General features: G+C 60.0%; 15 protein-coding genes and 1 tRNA gene. 6 read left to right on the forward strand and 10 right to left on the reverse strand.

The window, feature by feature from the left end; all coding sequences use genetic code 11:
* Nucleotides 1-14 precede the first annotated feature (14 nt).
* On the forward strand, nt 15-455 hold the full coding sequence (locus tag AC13QY_RS16465) for a MarR family winged helix-turn-helix transcriptional regulator (protein WP_113330024.1): 441 nt from the start codon (nt 15-17) through the stop codon (nt 453-455).
* A 252-nt stretch (nt 456-707) separates the two neighbouring features.
* Here AC13QY_RS16465 and AC13QY_RS16470 read toward each other — a convergent pair.
* The 3 genes from AC13QY_RS16470 to AC13QY_RS16480 form a co-directional block, all read right to left on the reverse strand.
* Nucleotides 708-784 (reverse strand) — tRNA-Arg (locus AC13QY_RS16470).
* A 125-nt stretch (nt 785-909) separates the two neighbouring features.
* On the reverse strand, nt 910-2,430 hold the full coding sequence (locus AC13QY_RS16475) for a sensor histidine kinase (RefSeq protein WP_269245556.1): 1,521 nt from the start codon (nt 2,428-2,430) through the stop codon (nt 910-912).
* 173 nt (nt 2,431-2,603) lie between these two features.
* Complete coding sequence (locus AC13QY_RS16480) at nt 2,604-4,610, reverse strand: methyl-accepting chemotaxis protein (protein WP_113351292.1); 2,007 nt, start codon at nt 4,608-4,610, stop codon at nt 2,604-2,606.
* Between the two features lie 417 nt (nt 4,611-5,027).
* On the opposite strand from AC13QY_RS16480, the gene rpmH reads away from it, so the two are divergent.
* The 3 genes from rpmH to yidC are packed head-to-tail and all read left to right on the forward strand — an operon-like array spanning nt 5,028 to nt 7,391.
* A complete protein-coding gene (gene rpmH, locus AC13QY_RS16485; RefSeq protein ID WP_041677194.1) occupies nt 5,028-5,162 on the forward strand; it encodes a 50S ribosomal protein L34 in 135 nt (44 codons plus the stop codon).
* 25 nt (nt 5,163-5,187) lie between these two features.
* Nucleotides 5,188-5,589 carry a ribonuclease P protein component gene (gene rnpA, locus AC13QY_RS16490; protein ID WP_015338668.1) on the forward strand — a complete coding sequence of 134 codons (402 nt, stop codon included), beginning with the start codon at nt 5,188-5,190 and terminating at the stop codon, nt 5,587-5,589.
* The gene (gene yidC / locus AC13QY_RS16495) at nt 5,589-7,391 is read left to right on the forward strand and encodes a membrane protein insertase YidC (RefSeq protein ID WP_113330022.1); all 1,803 of its coding nucleotides are present in this window, start codon (nt 5,589-5,591) and stop codon (nt 7,389-7,391) included. Before rnpA ends, yidC begins: the two co-directional genes overlap by 1 nt.
* Before the next feature lie 91 nt (nt 7,392-7,482).
* Here the strand turns inward: yidC and arsK are convergent, their stop codons facing one another.
* From arsK to AC13QY_RS16515, 4 genes are read right to left on the reverse strand one after another with little or no spacing between them, the layout of a single operon-like run.
* Nucleotides 7,483-8,676 (reverse strand): arsenite efflux MFS transporter ArsK, encoded by a 1,194-nt coding sequence (gene arsK / locus AC13QY_RS16500; RefSeq protein WP_113351293.1) that lies wholly within the window; start codon nt 8,674-8,676, stop codon nt 7,483-7,485.
* The gene (gene arsC / locus AC13QY_RS16505) at nt 8,651-9,079 is read right to left on the reverse strand and encodes an arsenate reductase (glutaredoxin) (RefSeq protein ID WP_113330021.1); all 429 of its coding nucleotides are present in this window, start codon (nt 9,077-9,079) and stop codon (nt 8,651-8,653) included. Before arsC ends, arsK begins: the two co-directional genes overlap by 26 nt.
* A complete protein-coding gene (locus AC13QY_RS16510; protein WP_113351294.1) occupies nt 9,076-9,777 on the reverse strand; it encodes an MIP/aquaporin family protein in 702 nt (233 codons plus the stop codon). Before AC13QY_RS16510 ends, arsC begins: the two co-directional genes overlap by 4 nt.
* A gap of 25 nt (nt 9,778-9,802) precedes the next feature.
* The gene (locus tag AC13QY_RS16515) at nt 9,803-10,156 is read right to left on the reverse strand and encodes an ArsR/SmtB family transcription factor (RefSeq protein WP_113330020.1); all 354 of its coding nucleotides are present in this window, start codon (nt 10,154-10,156) and stop codon (nt 9,803-9,805) included.
* A 42-nt stretch (nt 10,157-10,198) separates the two neighbouring features.
* On the opposite strand from AC13QY_RS16515, the gene AC13QY_RS16520 reads away from it, so the two are divergent.
* The gene (locus AC13QY_RS16520; protein ID WP_113351295.1) at nt 10,199-10,705 is read left to right on the forward strand and encodes a DUF6428 family protein; all 507 of its coding nucleotides are present in this window, start codon (nt 10,199-10,201) and stop codon (nt 10,703-10,705) included.
* Nucleotides 10,706-10,829: 124 nt separating this feature from the next.
* On the forward strand, nt 10,830-11,489 hold the full coding sequence (yihA, locus tag AC13QY_RS16525) for a ribosome biogenesis GTP-binding protein YihA/YsxC (protein ID WP_113231905.1): 660 nt from the start codon (nt 10,830-10,832) through the stop codon (nt 11,487-11,489).
* 73 nt (nt 11,490-11,562) lie between these two features.
* On the opposite strand, the gene AC13QY_RS16530 is transcribed toward yihA, so the two are convergent.
* From AC13QY_RS16530 to AC13QY_RS16540, 3 genes are all read right to left on the reverse strand, one after another.
* Nucleotides 11,563-12,120 (reverse strand): fasciclin domain-containing protein, encoded by a 558-nt coding sequence (locus AC13QY_RS16530; RefSeq protein ID WP_113351296.1) that lies wholly within the window; start codon nt 12,118-12,120, stop codon nt 11,563-11,565.
* A gap of 108 nt (nt 12,121-12,228) precedes the next feature.
* Complete coding sequence (locus AC13QY_RS16535; RefSeq protein ID WP_092715039.1) at nt 12,229-12,942, reverse strand: anti-sigma factor; 714 nt, start codon at nt 12,940-12,942, stop codon at nt 12,229-12,231.
* Nucleotides 12,939-13,478 (reverse strand): sigma-70 family RNA polymerase sigma factor, encoded by a 540-nt coding sequence (locus AC13QY_RS16540; RefSeq protein WP_113330016.1) that lies wholly within the window; start codon nt 13,476-13,478, stop codon nt 12,939-12,941. Before AC13QY_RS16540 ends, AC13QY_RS16535 begins: the two co-directional genes overlap by 4 nt.
* Between the last annotated feature and the right edge of the window lie 180 nt (nt 13,479-13,658).

Here is a 13,658-nt window from a genome sequence, read left to right on the forward strand (position 1 = left end):
ACTTATTTGGAAATATGGTAACACCCTACACGCAATCACTTCTGCTCTACGCCTACCAGGCTTCCGCACAGGCGCTCATCCAGACACTGCACGAGCGCGGTCATCCAGCCATCAGACCGAAGCATGGCGCAGTCTTTGCCAATATTGATGAAGAAGGAACCAGAGCCAGCCTACTTGCCGAAAGGGCGGGCATGGGCAAGGCCGCAATGGGCGAACTGATCGATGACCTGGAACGTCTTGGCTATGTCAAGCGGGTGCCGGTTCCTACGGACAGGCGCGCCAAGCTCGTCACCGCCAGGCCGGAGGCGCGGCAGGTGATGCAAATCGTTCACGAATTTAACGACGGGATCGAACGGCAATATCGTGAGCTGTTGGGAGAGCAAGCCTATCAGATATTGCGCACCGCCCTGCGGACCATCGCGGCAAAGGAGGACATACAGCCCAGAATTCGTTAAGGCAAAGAAGCAGGCAGATATTCAGGCGGCGCAACATCGCTGACAGCGCCGACCGCGCAGCGGCATGGACATCACAGGCTATTGCGAATGCTTGCGCAGGTCGAAGCTAAGACATGTCGCGCAGAAGTGTTCGGCGGCTTTGCTGCAGCGACTGCGCAATATCAAAGACCCAACGCGCGAGAAGCGAATCTCAAGGATCGCGATACGCTTTAGATAAGAAGATGCCAAGCTTGTTCTGGAATAGTGAAAAAATGGCGCACCCGAAGAGATTCGAACTCCTGACCCCCAGATTCGTAGTCTGGTGCTCTATCCAGCTGAGCTACGGGTGCGTGGCCGAAACGGAAGAAACCGTTGGCGTGGGCGGTTCTCTAAAGCCTCCCTTGAGGGAATGCAAGTGGATTTCTGAAAAAGATCGCGATTTTCGTGCATATTGACGCCAAGCAGCTGAAAACAATCAGTTTTCTTGGAGGCTTCTGCTGCGATAGTCATCGAGGGATACCGGGCGGTCGGGAATTTCGATGCGAAACTGCGTGCCGGCCGCCGGTTTTTCGACGAGCGCAATGGTGCCGCCATGGGCAAGGACGAGTTCACGGGCGATTGCCAGGCCAAGGCCGGTGCCGCCCGAGCGGGCTGAACCACGGAAAGCCGTGAACAGGTTCTCTCGCGCCTTTTGCGGCATGCCCGGCCCCGTATCGTCGACGGTAATGCTGACGACACTGCCGATTCGATGCGCCGAAACCGTGATCCGCCTGACGCTGTCGGGCTCCGCCTCGCCGAAAGCGATCAGCGCCTGATGGGCGTTGCGGCAAAGATTATGAATGACGCGGAACAGCTGCTCGCTGTCGGCATCGACCTCCAGGTCAGGGCTGAGCTGTTCGATGAACTCGATGCCGCTATCCGGATCGATCGCCAGAATATCGCGGACCTCCTCGACAAGCTCGAATATGCGAATCTTGCGCCGGCGCGGCGCCGATTCGGAGGTCTGGCCAAAGGAAAGAACTTCGGTCGTATAGCCGACGGCACGATCGATGGTGCGCAGCAGCTTCGGGGCGAAGCGCTTGACCATCGGGTCATCGACATCGACCAGGCGGTCCGACATCAGCTGCGCGGCCGAGAGAATATTGCGCATGTCATGGTTGATCTTCGACACGGCAAGGCCGAGGGCGGCAAGATTTTTCTGTTGCTTCAGCGTCTTCTGCAGCTGCGATTGCATCGAGGCCAAATGGCGTCCGGCAACAGCAAGCTCATCGCCGCCCTTGTCGGGAACGAGAACGCGGCCGGGATCCTCCGGATCATCGGAATAGGCCTGCATGCTGTCCGTCAGCCGGCGGATGGGACGAATCATCATGCGGTTGATCGCAAAGAAGATCAGTGTTGCGGTGAACAGCGAGATGAGAATGGACACGAAGAAGACGCTGGTCGAATAGGCAAGCATCGCATTGCGGAGACGTGTATCCTTCAGCACAACCTCGATACCGGTGTTGGCATCGCCGCCGACGGGGCCGAACACGCGGATGATGCGATTGCCGCCGAACAGCAGCGTATCGAGCGCATCCTTGATGGCGGTGAGCTGCGACACGTCGCTGAGATCGTATTTCTCATCGACAGAGGCTGGCATCTCGACCGTCGCCAGCAGGCGCGACGTGCCGTCCTTGCGCAGGACGATGGCCCGCGTGCCAGTCGCCATCAGCGTCTCCTTTTGCAGAGCACGCGGCAACTCGGCCGGCTGCAGGCCGTCGATGACGATGGCGGCGGCGGCGGCGGTGTTCAGCCGATCCTCCAGCCATCGCAGCCGCATGTTGGCGACCGACGGCACGAAGATCAGCACTTCCGCCAACGAAATGAAAACGACGGTGAGAATGAGAAGCTTGCCGGAGAGGCCGCCGAAAATGCCTGTGGGACGGCAAAGCTGGGACAGGCGGCGTTTTTCAACCTTGCCGTCCTTTACGGCACCCTTATCCTGCCCACTGTCCATTTCAATTGTCCCGCTTCGCCGCAAAGCGATCTGATGCGACCTGATCGAAACTAGATAATAGGCGATTGTCGGCTTTTTTCCAATCGGCTCCGGATTTTGGCACAAGACCAAGGCCGGCAACGATGCCCAAGCGCCGCAACCAGCCTCATATTGGTGAGATCAGATCGGCAGGATCAGAACTCTTCCCAGCCCTGCGCAGCGGCAGCCGGAGCAAGCGCTCCTCCGCCAAATGCAGTCGCGACTCTGTCGATCATGCGCCGGGCCGGCGAAGCAGCCGGGCGATGCGTCTCGGGGCGCGCTGGAACGGGAGCGGAAACATTGGCTGCGTCGACCTTGAAGCGCGAAACGAGGTGGACAAGGCCATCCGCCTCGGCTGCCAATCGATGGGTCGCGGCCGAGGTTTCCTCGACCATGGCGGCGTTGCGCTGTGTGACTTCGTCCATCTGGTTGACGGCGTTGTTGACCTCGGACAGGCCAGTTGCCTGCTCGCGCGCCGCCGTTGCGATCGAGTGTATGTGGTCGTTGATCTTGAGGACACGCGCTTCGATGGACGACAGCGCCTCGCCGGTCGCCTGCACAAGCTTGACGCCGATCTGCACCTCGCCACCGGACTTGCCGATCAAGGCCTTGATATCCTTGGCAGCTGTTGCGGAGCGCTGCGCAAGCTCGCGTACCTCCTGGGCAACTACTGCGAAGCCCTTGCCTGCCTCGCCGGCACGTGCGGCCTCGACGCCCGCATTCAATGCCAGAAGATTGGTCTGGAAGGCGATATCGTCGATCACACCGATGATCTGGCTGATCTCGCCCGATGCCTGCTCGATGCGTCCCATGGCGTCGATAGCGTTACGCACGACCGTGCCGGAACGGGCCGCATCGTCCTTGGCTTCGCTGACCATGACACTGGCTTCGCGCGCCCGCTCCGTGGAATTCTGCACGACGGAGGTGATCTGATCGAGCGCCGCCGAGGTCTCTTCCAGGGCGGCCGCCTGCTGTTCGGTGCGCTTGGAGAGGTCGTCGCTGGCGTGGCGGAGCTCGTTGGTGTTGGAGTTGATCGAACCAGTGGTCGCGCGTACCTCGCTCATGGTGCTCTTCAGCGTCGCAAGCGTCGTATTGACGTTCTGCTGCAGCTCGGCAAAGGCGCCCTGGAATTCGCCCTTCATCGCCTGGGTCAGATCTCCGTCAGCCAGGCTTGCAATGACGCGGCGGACCTCGCCGATTCCCGTGTCGACGCTGATCAGGAGCTCGTTGACGTTGCGCGCGAAGCGGTTGAGATTGACGTCACCGTAGTCCTTCTCGATGCGCTGGCTGAAATCGCCGGCTGCCGCGGCAGAAACTGCGAGAGACATGCTCGATTGAAGCTCGTCGCTCTTGGCGCGCATGGCTGTTTCTTCGGCATTCATGCGGCGCACGGCATTGCCGTTTTCCTTGAAGACGTCGACGGCCGCGGCCATCTCGCCGATTTCGTCCCGGCGGCCGGCAAACGGCACCTCGATATCGAACTGGCCGTTGGCGACATTCTTTATCGCATCCGTCACCTTGCGGATCGGGCGGCTCAGGTGGACGGTTCCGATATAGGCTCCGAGGCCGACGCCCGCCACGATACCGGCAATCATGATGCCGAGGACGACCCACAGGACGTTGCTATGAAAAGCTGCAATCTCGGCTTCGGCTTTCGCCAGCTCCGCCTTGTCGGTCTGGACGATCGCATCGATCTCGGCCTGGAAAGCCTTGCGGTTGGCGCGGTTCGCCTCGTTGTTGCCCTGCTTGCCGGCGGCGTCCGGGCCATCGGTCACGCCGAGCCTGGCCGTTTCCGTGCGAAAGACGCGGAACTCCTGGGCGCGGGCCTGCAGCTTTGCGAATTCGGGCTTCTGCATCTCCGGCACCAGAGGCGCCCAGCTCGTCAGCACCTTGTCGATTTCGTCGAGATCGGCCATCAGCCCATCGGCAAAGGGTTTGGAATCCTTTGCCGCGGCAGCGGCATAGATGCCGCGCGCCTCCATGACCACTGCGGTCACGTAGCGATTCAGGCGCTCGCCCATGTAAGCGCGGCTCGCCGTCTGCTCATAGCTCTGTAATTTCTGGTCATATTGATGCAACGCATAGAGGGCAGTGGCGCCAATCAGAAGCGCCGCCCCGGCCATGACAGATACAAGCAGATTTATTTTGCCGCGAATTTTCACAATACCCCTCCGGCGCAGATCCCATCCCCCATAAATCGATGGGTTTTACGACATAGAGCTAGATATCGGCTAAAATCATTAACGTTATATTGAAGTATTTTTAATCTAAACGTACGGCATTCCTAACTATACTTTCCATATATTTTAGAATATCCTCAATCTATATTTAAGGTTGCGCACATTCCGGCGAGCATTGCCGCCAAAGCACGTTGCCGCGGCCGATTGGCGCGAATTTGCCTGATTTCAAGGAATCTGCGCTCCTATAATTGACTTCCGGGGCCTTGATCCGTATAAGCCCGCGCACGTCCGGTCATGGAGCCTGCTTTTGCGGGCCAAGTCCGTTCGCCATAATCAACAACGCTCCTTGCTATTCAAAGCAAAGCTCAAGAAGGGCCGCACTCCGCGGTGTTTAAATAAATGAAGCGTACCTACCAACCATCCAAGCTTGTCCGCAAGCGTCGTCACGGCTTCCGTGCGCGTATGGCCACCAAGGGCGGCCGCGCGGTTCTTTCCGCTCGCCGTAACCGCGGCCGCAAGCGTCTTTCGGCCTAAGGGCCGAAGTGCCCGATAATCCAGGATGGCGGGCAAATTGACGAATGAACGACCCAAAAAGACTGTCGGGCGGCTGAAAAGCCGGCCGCAGTTTCTTGCAGTCCGCGAAGGCGAGAAGCGCAGAGGCAGCTTCTTTCTCATCGAAATGCTGGATCGCAAGACCGCCGACGCCGAACCCCGCGTCGGTTTTACCGTCACCAAAAAACATGGCAACGCGGTGGAGCGCAACCGCATGCGGCGCAGGCTGAAAGAAGCCGTGCGGCTTCACGCCGGATTTGCAATGCAGCCCGGACACGACTATGTGGTTGTCGCGCGACGCGAGGTGCTGACCGCGCCTTTCGAAAAACTGGCGAGCGAACTCGTAAGCCGCATCGAAACCAGGCCGAAACACCGGCGGTCGGAAAAGGACCGCTCCAGGAAAGTATGATGGAAAACAACCGCAATTACTTCATTGCAATTGCACTGTCTGTGCTGATTGTTCTCGGCTGGCAGTTTTTCTACATGAACCCGCGCCTTGAAGCGCAGCGTCAGGCCGAGCAAGCCGCCAAGCAGCACCAGCAGGCGCAGCAGGCCCAGACGACGCAGCCAGCTCCCGCGGGCACTGCGGTCAACGGTTCGCTGCCGGCGAATGGCCAGACGACCTCGGCGGTCCTCACCCGTGACCAGTCCGTCGAAAAGACCGCATCCGCGCGCGTTGTCATCGATACGCCGGCCCTTGCCGGCTCCATCAACCTGGAAGGCGCTCGCCTCGACGATCTCCGTCTGAAGGCCTATCACGAGACGGTCGACAAGAGCAGCCCGATCATCACCCTGTTCAGCCCGGCCGACACCAAGGACGGCTATTTCACCGAACTCGGCTATGTTGGCAGCGATGCGACCGGCGCAGTCCCAGGCCCTTCGACCCTGTGGAAGCTCACGAGCGGCGACAAGCTGACCGACAAGACGCCGGTGACACTGTCCTACACCAATGACAAGGGCATCACCTTCAGCCGCACGATCTCCGTCGACGATCGCTATATGTTCACGATCACCGACAAGATCGCCAACGCCAGCCAGGCGCCGATTGCACTGTCGAGCTATGGCCGCGTCACCCGCTACAACAAGCCCGAGACGCCTTCCGCCTACGTCCTGCATGAAGGCTTCATCGGCGTTATCGGCGATGACGGCCTGATCGAGACCAAGTACGCGTCTACCGAAAAGGAAGCCACGACGCCCGCCAAGGCGACCGGCGGCTGGCTCGGCATGACAGACAAGTATTGGGCTGCAACCATCGTGCCGCCGCAGTCGACCGCTTATGACGCCCGCTTCTCGCATTTCGCGGATGGCACGCCGCGTTACCAGGCAGACTACAAGCAGGATGCGATCACGGTTGCCCCCGGTCAGTCGATCGACCTGAAGAACCTCGTCTTCGCCGGCGCCAAGGAAGTTCCGGTCATCGACCGCTATGAGACCAGCTATTCGATCCCGCGCTTCGACCGCCTGATCGACTGGGGCTGGTTCTATTTCATCACCAAGCCGATGTTCAAGCTGATGGATTTCTTCTTCCGCTACTTCGGCAATTTCGGCGTCGCCATCCTCTGCACCACCATCGTCGTCAAGGCGCTCTTCTTCCCGCTCGCCAGCCGGCAATATGCCTCCATGGCGAACATGAAGCGCGTGCAGCCGAAGATGGAGGAGCTGAAGGCCAAGTTCGGCGACGACCGCATGGCCCTGCAGCAGGCGACCATGCAGCTCTACAAGGAAGAGAAGATCAATCCGATCGCGGGTTGCTGGCCGGTGCTCTTGCAGATCCCGATCTTCTTCTCGCTCTACAAGGTGATCTACATCACCATCGAAATGCGCCATGCGCCGTTCTTCGGCTGGATCCAGGATCTTTCCGCGCCGGATCCGACCTCGATCGTCAACCTGTTCGGCCTGCTGCCGTTCGCGGCTCCGACCTTCCTGCATCTCGGCGTCTGGCCGCTGATCATGGGCGTCACCATGTTCCTGCAGATGCGCATGAACCCGACGCCGCCCGATCCGACGCAGGCGATGATCTTCAACTGGATGCCGCTGGTATTCATGTTCATGCTGGCAAGCTTCCCGGCCGGACTCGTGATCTACTGGGCCTGGAACAACACGCTCTCGGTCATCCAGCAGTCGATCATCATGAAGCGCCACGGCGTGAAGGTGGAGCTCTTCGACAATCTGAAGGGCCTCTTCAAACGAAAACCGGCACCATCGAAATGACGACAAAAGCCCTGCTCCGGTGGGGCTTTTTCTTTATCCGGCGGAGGTGCGATCGACGCGACCTCCAGCACCGATACGCCGCCCATAATGGTCATCGCAATGCTGCGATGGAAGATAGCGCAACGATGGAAAGCCCGCCGAGAGCGGCCGTGACGGCGAGTGACGGCGTAATGCCGATATTCTCCATCGCGAAGGCCAGAGCGAACGGGGCAAGAGCTGAAAGGATCAGCCGCGCCGCCATCATCTTCCCCTGAAGCTTCCCGTAGCCGTCACTGCCGAAAAGATGCAGAGGCAGCGTGCCGGTGACGATGCTGAGGAGGCCGTTGCCCATGCCGAAGATTATCGCGAAGGCCATGGCGCCGGGCACGGAGGGAGCCGAAAGCAGAAGCACCAGCAGCCCGCCCGGAATCAGCGTCGAAGCGATCACGGCCAGATGGAGTGCTGGCAGGTTCTTGCCGAACACCATATTGGTGAGGCGGCTGCCGACCTGCGATGGGCCGAAGAGCGTCCCTACGAGAACCGCGGTCGCACTAAGACCAAGGCCGGACAGCAGCGGCACCAGATGCACCAGAACGGCCGAACTGACCAGCGACATCAGCGAAAAACCCGTAACCATGATTGCAAAGCCAAGGCGACGGCGAGCAGGTGGCAACACACCCTCTACGCGCCGAGCTACGGTCGATGCCTTCACCCCGCGCGAGACTCCCTGATGCGACAACCAGGCGTGGATTGGCAGGCAGATACAGAGGTTGAGCACGGCGAAAGCCAAATAGACGTTCTGCCATGTGAGATGCGCATGAAGTGCCGTGGTCATCGGCCAGAAGATTGTCGAGGCGAATCCGCCGATCAGCGTCAGATAGGTAATACTGCGGGAGGCGACCTGCGGTCGGATTTGCACGAGCAGCGCAAAGGCCGCGCCATACTGGACCAGGTTGGCGGAAGCTTCGATCGCAACAAGCGCAGCGACATAGGCTGCCTTGTTGGGTGCAAAGGCACAGGCGGCCAGGGCGACAGCCGCCATGAGGGAGCCGATCGTCATCACCCGGGCGGCGCCGAGCCTGTCGAACAGCACGCCGAGCCACGGTGCGGTGAGGCCGCCGATCAGAAGCGCGACCGACAGCGCACCGAAAACCCATTCACTCGACCACGCGAACTGCGCGACCATATCGGGCGCGAGGATGCTGAAGCTGTAGTAGAGAGTGCCGTACCCGATGATCTGCGTGATGCCGAGCGCAAGCACTGCAAGAAGAGGCACCCGTTCAGACAAGGCGCTTGCCGTCAGCATCGAGAACCTGCTCGCCATCTTCCTTGGCGAACGGGCCTTTATGCGTATCGGGCAGGATATCCAGGACGACTTCCGAAGGCCGGGCCAGACGCGTGCCCATGGGCGTGACGACGAACGGGCGGTTGATCAGGATCGGATCCTTCAACATGGCATCGAGCAACTGGGCATCGGTCAGGTCCGGATTGTCGAGGCCGAGTTCGGCATAGGGCGTGCCATTTTGGCGGATCGCCTGCCGGACAGTCAAACCCGCATCGGCTATCATCTTGATGAGATCATCGCGACTTGGGGGATTGCTCAGATATTCGATGACGGTGGGCTCGATGCCGGCATTACGGATCATCGCCAGCGTGTTGCGCGAGGTGCCGCAGTCTGGATTGTGGTAGATCGTGACATCCATGGTCATGGGGCAAGTTCCGTTTCAGCGAGAGTTTGAGGATTGCGGGCTTCCATCAGTAGCCAGCTCGCGAGCAACACCGCCAGCAATGCGCCGAGGATTTCCGCGACGATGAAACCCGGCAGATCGACAGGACGGATGCCGGCGAAGGTGTTCGTCAGCGAGCGGGCGATTGCGACAGCCGGATTGGCGAAAGAGGTGGAAGCGGTGAACCAGTAGGCAGCCGTGATGTAGAGGCCGACCAGCCATGCCACGGCGTCGGCGCGAAACCGCAGGCCGGCGAGGATGAAGAAGACAAGGCCGAAGGTGGCCGTCACCTCGGCCAGCCATTGCGCGCCGCCGCTGCGAATGGTGGTCGAGGCCTGCAGCAACGGCAGTTCGAACATGGCATGCGCAAGGATCGTTCCCAAAATCCCGCCAAGGATCTGGGCGACGACATAGCCCGAAGCCGACATCGCGGTCAGCTCGCGGCGTATCGCAAAGACCAGCGATACGGCCGGGTTGAAGTGAGCGCCGGATATCGGCCCCAGGACGGTGATCAGCACGACGAGGATCGCACCCGTAGGCAGCGTATTGGCGAGCAGAGCAAGCGCCGTATCGGTTGTCAGCCTGTCCGCCATGATGCCCGAACCGACCACCGTCGTGACCAGAAGACCCGTGCCCAAGGCCTCCGAGACAAGACGGCGCGAAAGCGGAAAAAATGTCATGGTTTCAGGCCCGAGATCAGCATATTCATGGAACGTTTCTCGCAGCTGGTACGCAGCAGGCAGCGACTTGCGTCGCCGGCGCGCAGACCTCCGGGTGCCCCGCGCAGCAGTCTTCCATCAGGAAGCGGACGAGACCTCCGAGCACATGGTAGTTGGCGGTGTAGACGATAGAGCGGGATTCCCGTTGCTGGCCAATGAGGCCGGCCCGATCCAGTTCCTTCAGATGGAACGAGACATTCGAGGGCGATACGCCGAGCTTCTCCGCAATCGCGCCCGCAGCCATGCCGTCAGGACCGGCAACGACGAGCATGCGGACGATCTGCAGGCGGGTCTCCTGAGAGAGAGCGCCGAACGAAGCGAGGGCTTGACCTTCATCCATATTTCAATAATCCTTGAAACGTTGAAATATGGAGTACCTCAAATGAGTGCGATCGACAAGACCCCAGCTTCGGATATCAGCATCGGCGTTCTGCTTGAGACCTTGGCCGCTTCCCGCGATCTGCCCCTTGTATTCCGTTATAACGGACGGCCGGTGAGGCCAGGCTATCATGTCACAGAAGTCAAAGCCGGGCAGTTTTCGGCACTGGACTGCGGGGCCAATCCGGAAACATGGGCGGAGATTTTCGTGCAGCTTTGGGATATCGACGAAGGCAACCGCACGCATATGCCAGCGGGCAAATTCGCCGCTATCATCCGCAAAGTTTCCGAGCACGTCCAGCTCGACGGTTCCGCAAGGCTGACCTTTGAGGTAAGCGACGGGATGCAGCCCATGCAGCTCTACTGCGCATCGACTCCCGCTATCGGTAACGGTGCGGTGCATGTCAACCTCATTCCCCGCGCAGCTAGCTGCAAGCCACGTGACCGGTGGCTGGTCGCTCAAGCGGCCGCTTGCTGTGGCCCAGCAAATGCCGTCACGTGTTGCGGTTAGCCATTACCGACTCTTTGAGGCGGCATCGAAGCTCGGCGGCACGAAGCCAAATGCCGATCCAAACTTGACTTTCGCGGATAAAACCTCGAAGCCAATCCACTCATTCAAGCAAAAGACTGAGTAAATGGCAGATCAGACGACAAAAGACGACAAGCCGCTTTTCGGGCGTCCGTGGATTTTCATCCGTGGCGTGCCGTCGATGAAATTTCTGCCGCCGGAAGGGCCGCCGGAAATTGCTTTTGCCGGCCGCTCCAATGTCGGCAAGTCGTCGCTGATCAATGCCCTGGTCGGGCATAAGGGCCTGGCGCGTACCTCGAATACGCCGGGGCGCACGCAGGAGCTCAACTATTTCGTTCCCGACGGCTTTTCCGGCGAGGGCGGCGATCTGCCGCCGATGGCTCTGGTCGATATGCCGGGCTACGGTTATGCCGAAGCGCCGAAGGATCAGGTCGATGCCTGGACGAAGCTCGTCTTCGACTATCTGCGCGGGCGCACGACGCTGAAGCGCGTCTATGTGCTGATCGACAGCCGCCACGGTATCAAGAAGAACGATGCGGAGGTCCTGGACCTTCTCGACAAAGCTGCCGTTTCCTATCAGATCGTGCTGACCAAGACCGACAAGATCAAGGAAGCAGGCATACCGAAGCTGCTAGCCGATACCGCTGAAAAAATCCGCAAGCGCCCCGCCGCTTATCCCGGCATCCTCGCCACCTCATCGGAAAAAGGCGCTGGCCTTCAGGAATTGCGCGAGGCCATTGGCCTGACGGTCGGCATCCAGGTCTGAAGACCGACCGGTCGAATGAGGCCGCCGCCCCCGACCCCGCATAAGGCGACGGCGGCCGTGTTGCCGCTAAGGATTACATCTTCGGCAACAACACCTTGTCGACGACATGAATCACACCGTTCGACTGCTTGACGTCGGCGATGCTGATATGGACAATGCTGCCGGCTTCGTCGGTCAACGTCAGCTTGCCGCCCTTGTCCACGGCCTTGATCGTGCAGCCGCCGACCGTCTTCAGATCGTATTCGCCGCCCTTGCTCATTGCCCATTTCTTGATGGCGGCGGCCATGTCATCACCGGCGACGACGTGGCAGGTCAGCACCTTGACCAGCTTCTCCTTGTTCTCGGGCTTCAGCAGGGTTTCGACCGTGCCTGCTGGCAGCTGCTTGAAGGCTTCATTGGTCGGAGCAAAGACGGTGAATGGGCCTTTGCCTTCGAGGGTATCGACGAGGCCGGCCGCCTTGACGGCTGCGACCAGGGTCGTGTGATCCTTGGAATTGACGGCATTCTGGATGATGTTCTTGCTGGCATACATCGCAGCACCGCCCACCATCGGGTCCTTGGCATAGGCTAGGCTGCTTGCGGCCGACAGGATTGCGGCAGCGGCGGCAATGCGAAACACAGTCTTGATCATAACGTACCTCTTCCTCTCTGTTGCCCCGATCAGGCCGGGTCGAAAGAAGATACGGAGCATGCTGTCAGGGAGTTTCAGCCGCGATCGTTTTTCGGGAGGCGAAATTCCTCAGGGCAAATGGATCGTGCCGGAAGCAACCACATCGCCCGTTGGTTTGCCGGTCGGCGAGCCGCCAAAGGGCTCGACACTGACGGCGATGATGGCGCCTTCAGTCAATTTGGCGTGAAGTTCCGGCGACAAGACGATTTCCCCATCGCCGGTCGGTGGCAGTATGCCCAGCGCCTCGGCGGGATCGCTGCCGCGAATCAGCCAGAGCTCCAGCGATTTCTCCTCGGGTTTGCCGGCGGCGACCGGCGTAATTTTCAGGCGCCCATTGGCGACGTCGTAATTGGCGAGGAGATTGAAGGGACTGTTCTGGCCGGAAAGGGATGCGGTGAGCTGCTTGCCCGGGCTCGTGCGCAAGCCGCCTTCATTCGTGATGGCGAAGACGAGTACGCCGGCCGCCAAGAACAGCGAGCCGAAGGCGACCGAGCGCCACAGCATCAGCGAATTCCAGAGATGGGCGCCGAACGCCGCTTCGCCGAAAATCCGCTTTTCGATCTTCGGAAATACGGCGGCCGCAGGCGTCACCGCCTCATATTCCTCGTTGAATTCCGAGAGATTCTGCTCCCAGCGGCTGACGATTGCGGCGAACTGCCGGTCGCTGCGCATGCGGCGCTCGACCTTCTGCCGGTCTTCCAGGGAAAGCACGCCAAGCACATATTCTCCGGCCAGGACTTCATCGCGGGAGCGGCCTCCCTTGCTTTGATCGGGCGTACTCATCGGTCCATGCACTCTCTCAGTCTGATTAGGCTTCGGCGCAGCCAGGTGCGCATAGTATTCAATGGCACAGCGTGTTGGTCGGCGAGCTCCTGGTAGCTCAAGCCCTCGACATAGGCGCTGCGAACAGCCCGCGCACGATCAGCTTCCAACTCTTCCATGCACCTGTCAATCCGCCTTCCCTCTCCCTTCACGATTGCTTGCTCTTCGGGGCCGGGTTCCAGGTCGGCGAGATCGTAAGCGCTGTCTATTTCGTCAGCTACGGGCTTGCGGGCACGGACGAAATCGATGGCGCGATTGCGCGCGATCGTCATCAGCCAGGCCATTGCCGGCCCTTCCGCAACAGCAAATTGCTCGGCCCGCTGCCAGACCTTGATATAGACCTCCTGCAAAACCTCTTCAGCATCCGCCTTGTTGCCAACGATGCGCAGGCAAACACCGAGAAGTTTCGGGCTGGTACGCTTGTAGAGTGCGGCAAAGGCTTTCTGGTCGCGCATGGCAATGCGGCCAATCAGCGCTTCCGTCTCCTCGCTCGCCATCCAAATCCCCGGGGTACAACGCCTGCACCATCTTTAGAAGAAAACTCCGCCTCGGCAAACGCATCCGCACCATCAATTTCGGCGACGCTAATGTGACATAGCGTCAACGAAAGTGCAGCGCGATCTTTCAGATGCACTTTTCGCGCTTTAGGTCTTTGGTTTTTCGCATATCGTTGTCGC

The organism is Martinezella sp. CNPSo 3795, assembly GCF_057784475.1.

Excerpts from the sequence above, each read along its gene's own strand:
- yihA (WP_113231905.1), top strand. The coding sequence starts at position 10,830 with ATGGCAGATCAGACGACAAAAGACGACAAGCCGCTTTTCGGGCGTCCG.
- rnpA (WP_015338668.1), top strand. The coding sequence starts at position 5,188 with ATGGCGGGCAAATTGACGAATGAACGACCCAAAAAGACTGTCGGGCGG.
- AC13QY_RS16520 (WP_113351295.1), top strand. The coding sequence starts at position 10,199 with ATGAGTGCGATCGACAAGACCCCAGCTTCGGATATCAGCATCGGCGTT.
- AC13QY_RS16475 (WP_269245556.1), bottom strand. The coding sequence starts at position 2,430 with ATGGACAGTGGGCAGGATAAGGGTGCCGTAAAGGACGGCAAGGTTGAA.
- AC13QY_RS16465 (WP_113330024.1), top strand. The coding sequence starts at position 15 with ATGGTAACACCCTACACGCAATCACTTCTGCTCTACGCCTACCAGGCT.
- AC13QY_RS16540 (WP_113330016.1), bottom strand. The coding sequence starts at position 13,478 with ATGGCGAGCGAGGAGACGGAAGCGCTGATTGGCCGCATTGCCATGCGC.
- arsK (WP_113351293.1), bottom strand. The coding sequence starts at position 8,676 with ATGCTGACGGCAAGCGCCTTGTCTGAACGGGTGCCTCTTCTTGCAGTG.
- AC13QY_RS16530 (WP_113351296.1), bottom strand. The coding sequence starts at position 12,120 with ATGATCAAGACTGTGTTTCGCATTGCCGCCGCTGCCGCAATCCTGTCG.
- arsC (WP_113330021.1), bottom strand. The coding sequence starts at position 9,079 with ATGACCATGGATGTCACGATCTACCACAATCCAGACTGCGGCACCTCG.
- AC13QY_RS16535 (WP_092715039.1), bottom strand. The coding sequence starts at position 12,942 with ATGAGTACGCCCGATCAAAGCAAGGGAGGCCGCTCCCGCGATGAAGTC.
- AC13QY_RS16510 (WP_113351294.1), bottom strand. The coding sequence starts at position 9,777 with ATGACATTTTTTCCGCTTTCGCGCCGTCTTGTCTCGGAGGCCTTGGGC.
- yidC (WP_113330022.1), top strand. The coding sequence starts at position 5,589 with ATGGAAAACAACCGCAATTACTTCATTGCAATTGCACTGTCTGTGCTG.
- AC13QY_RS16515 (WP_113330020.1), bottom strand. The coding sequence starts at position 10,156 with ATGGATGAAGGTCAAGCCCTCGCTTCGTTCGGCGCTCTCTCTCAGGAG.
- rpmH (WP_041677194.1), top strand. The coding sequence starts at position 5,028 with ATGAAGCGTACCTACCAACCATCCAAGCTTGTCCGCAAGCGTCGTCAC.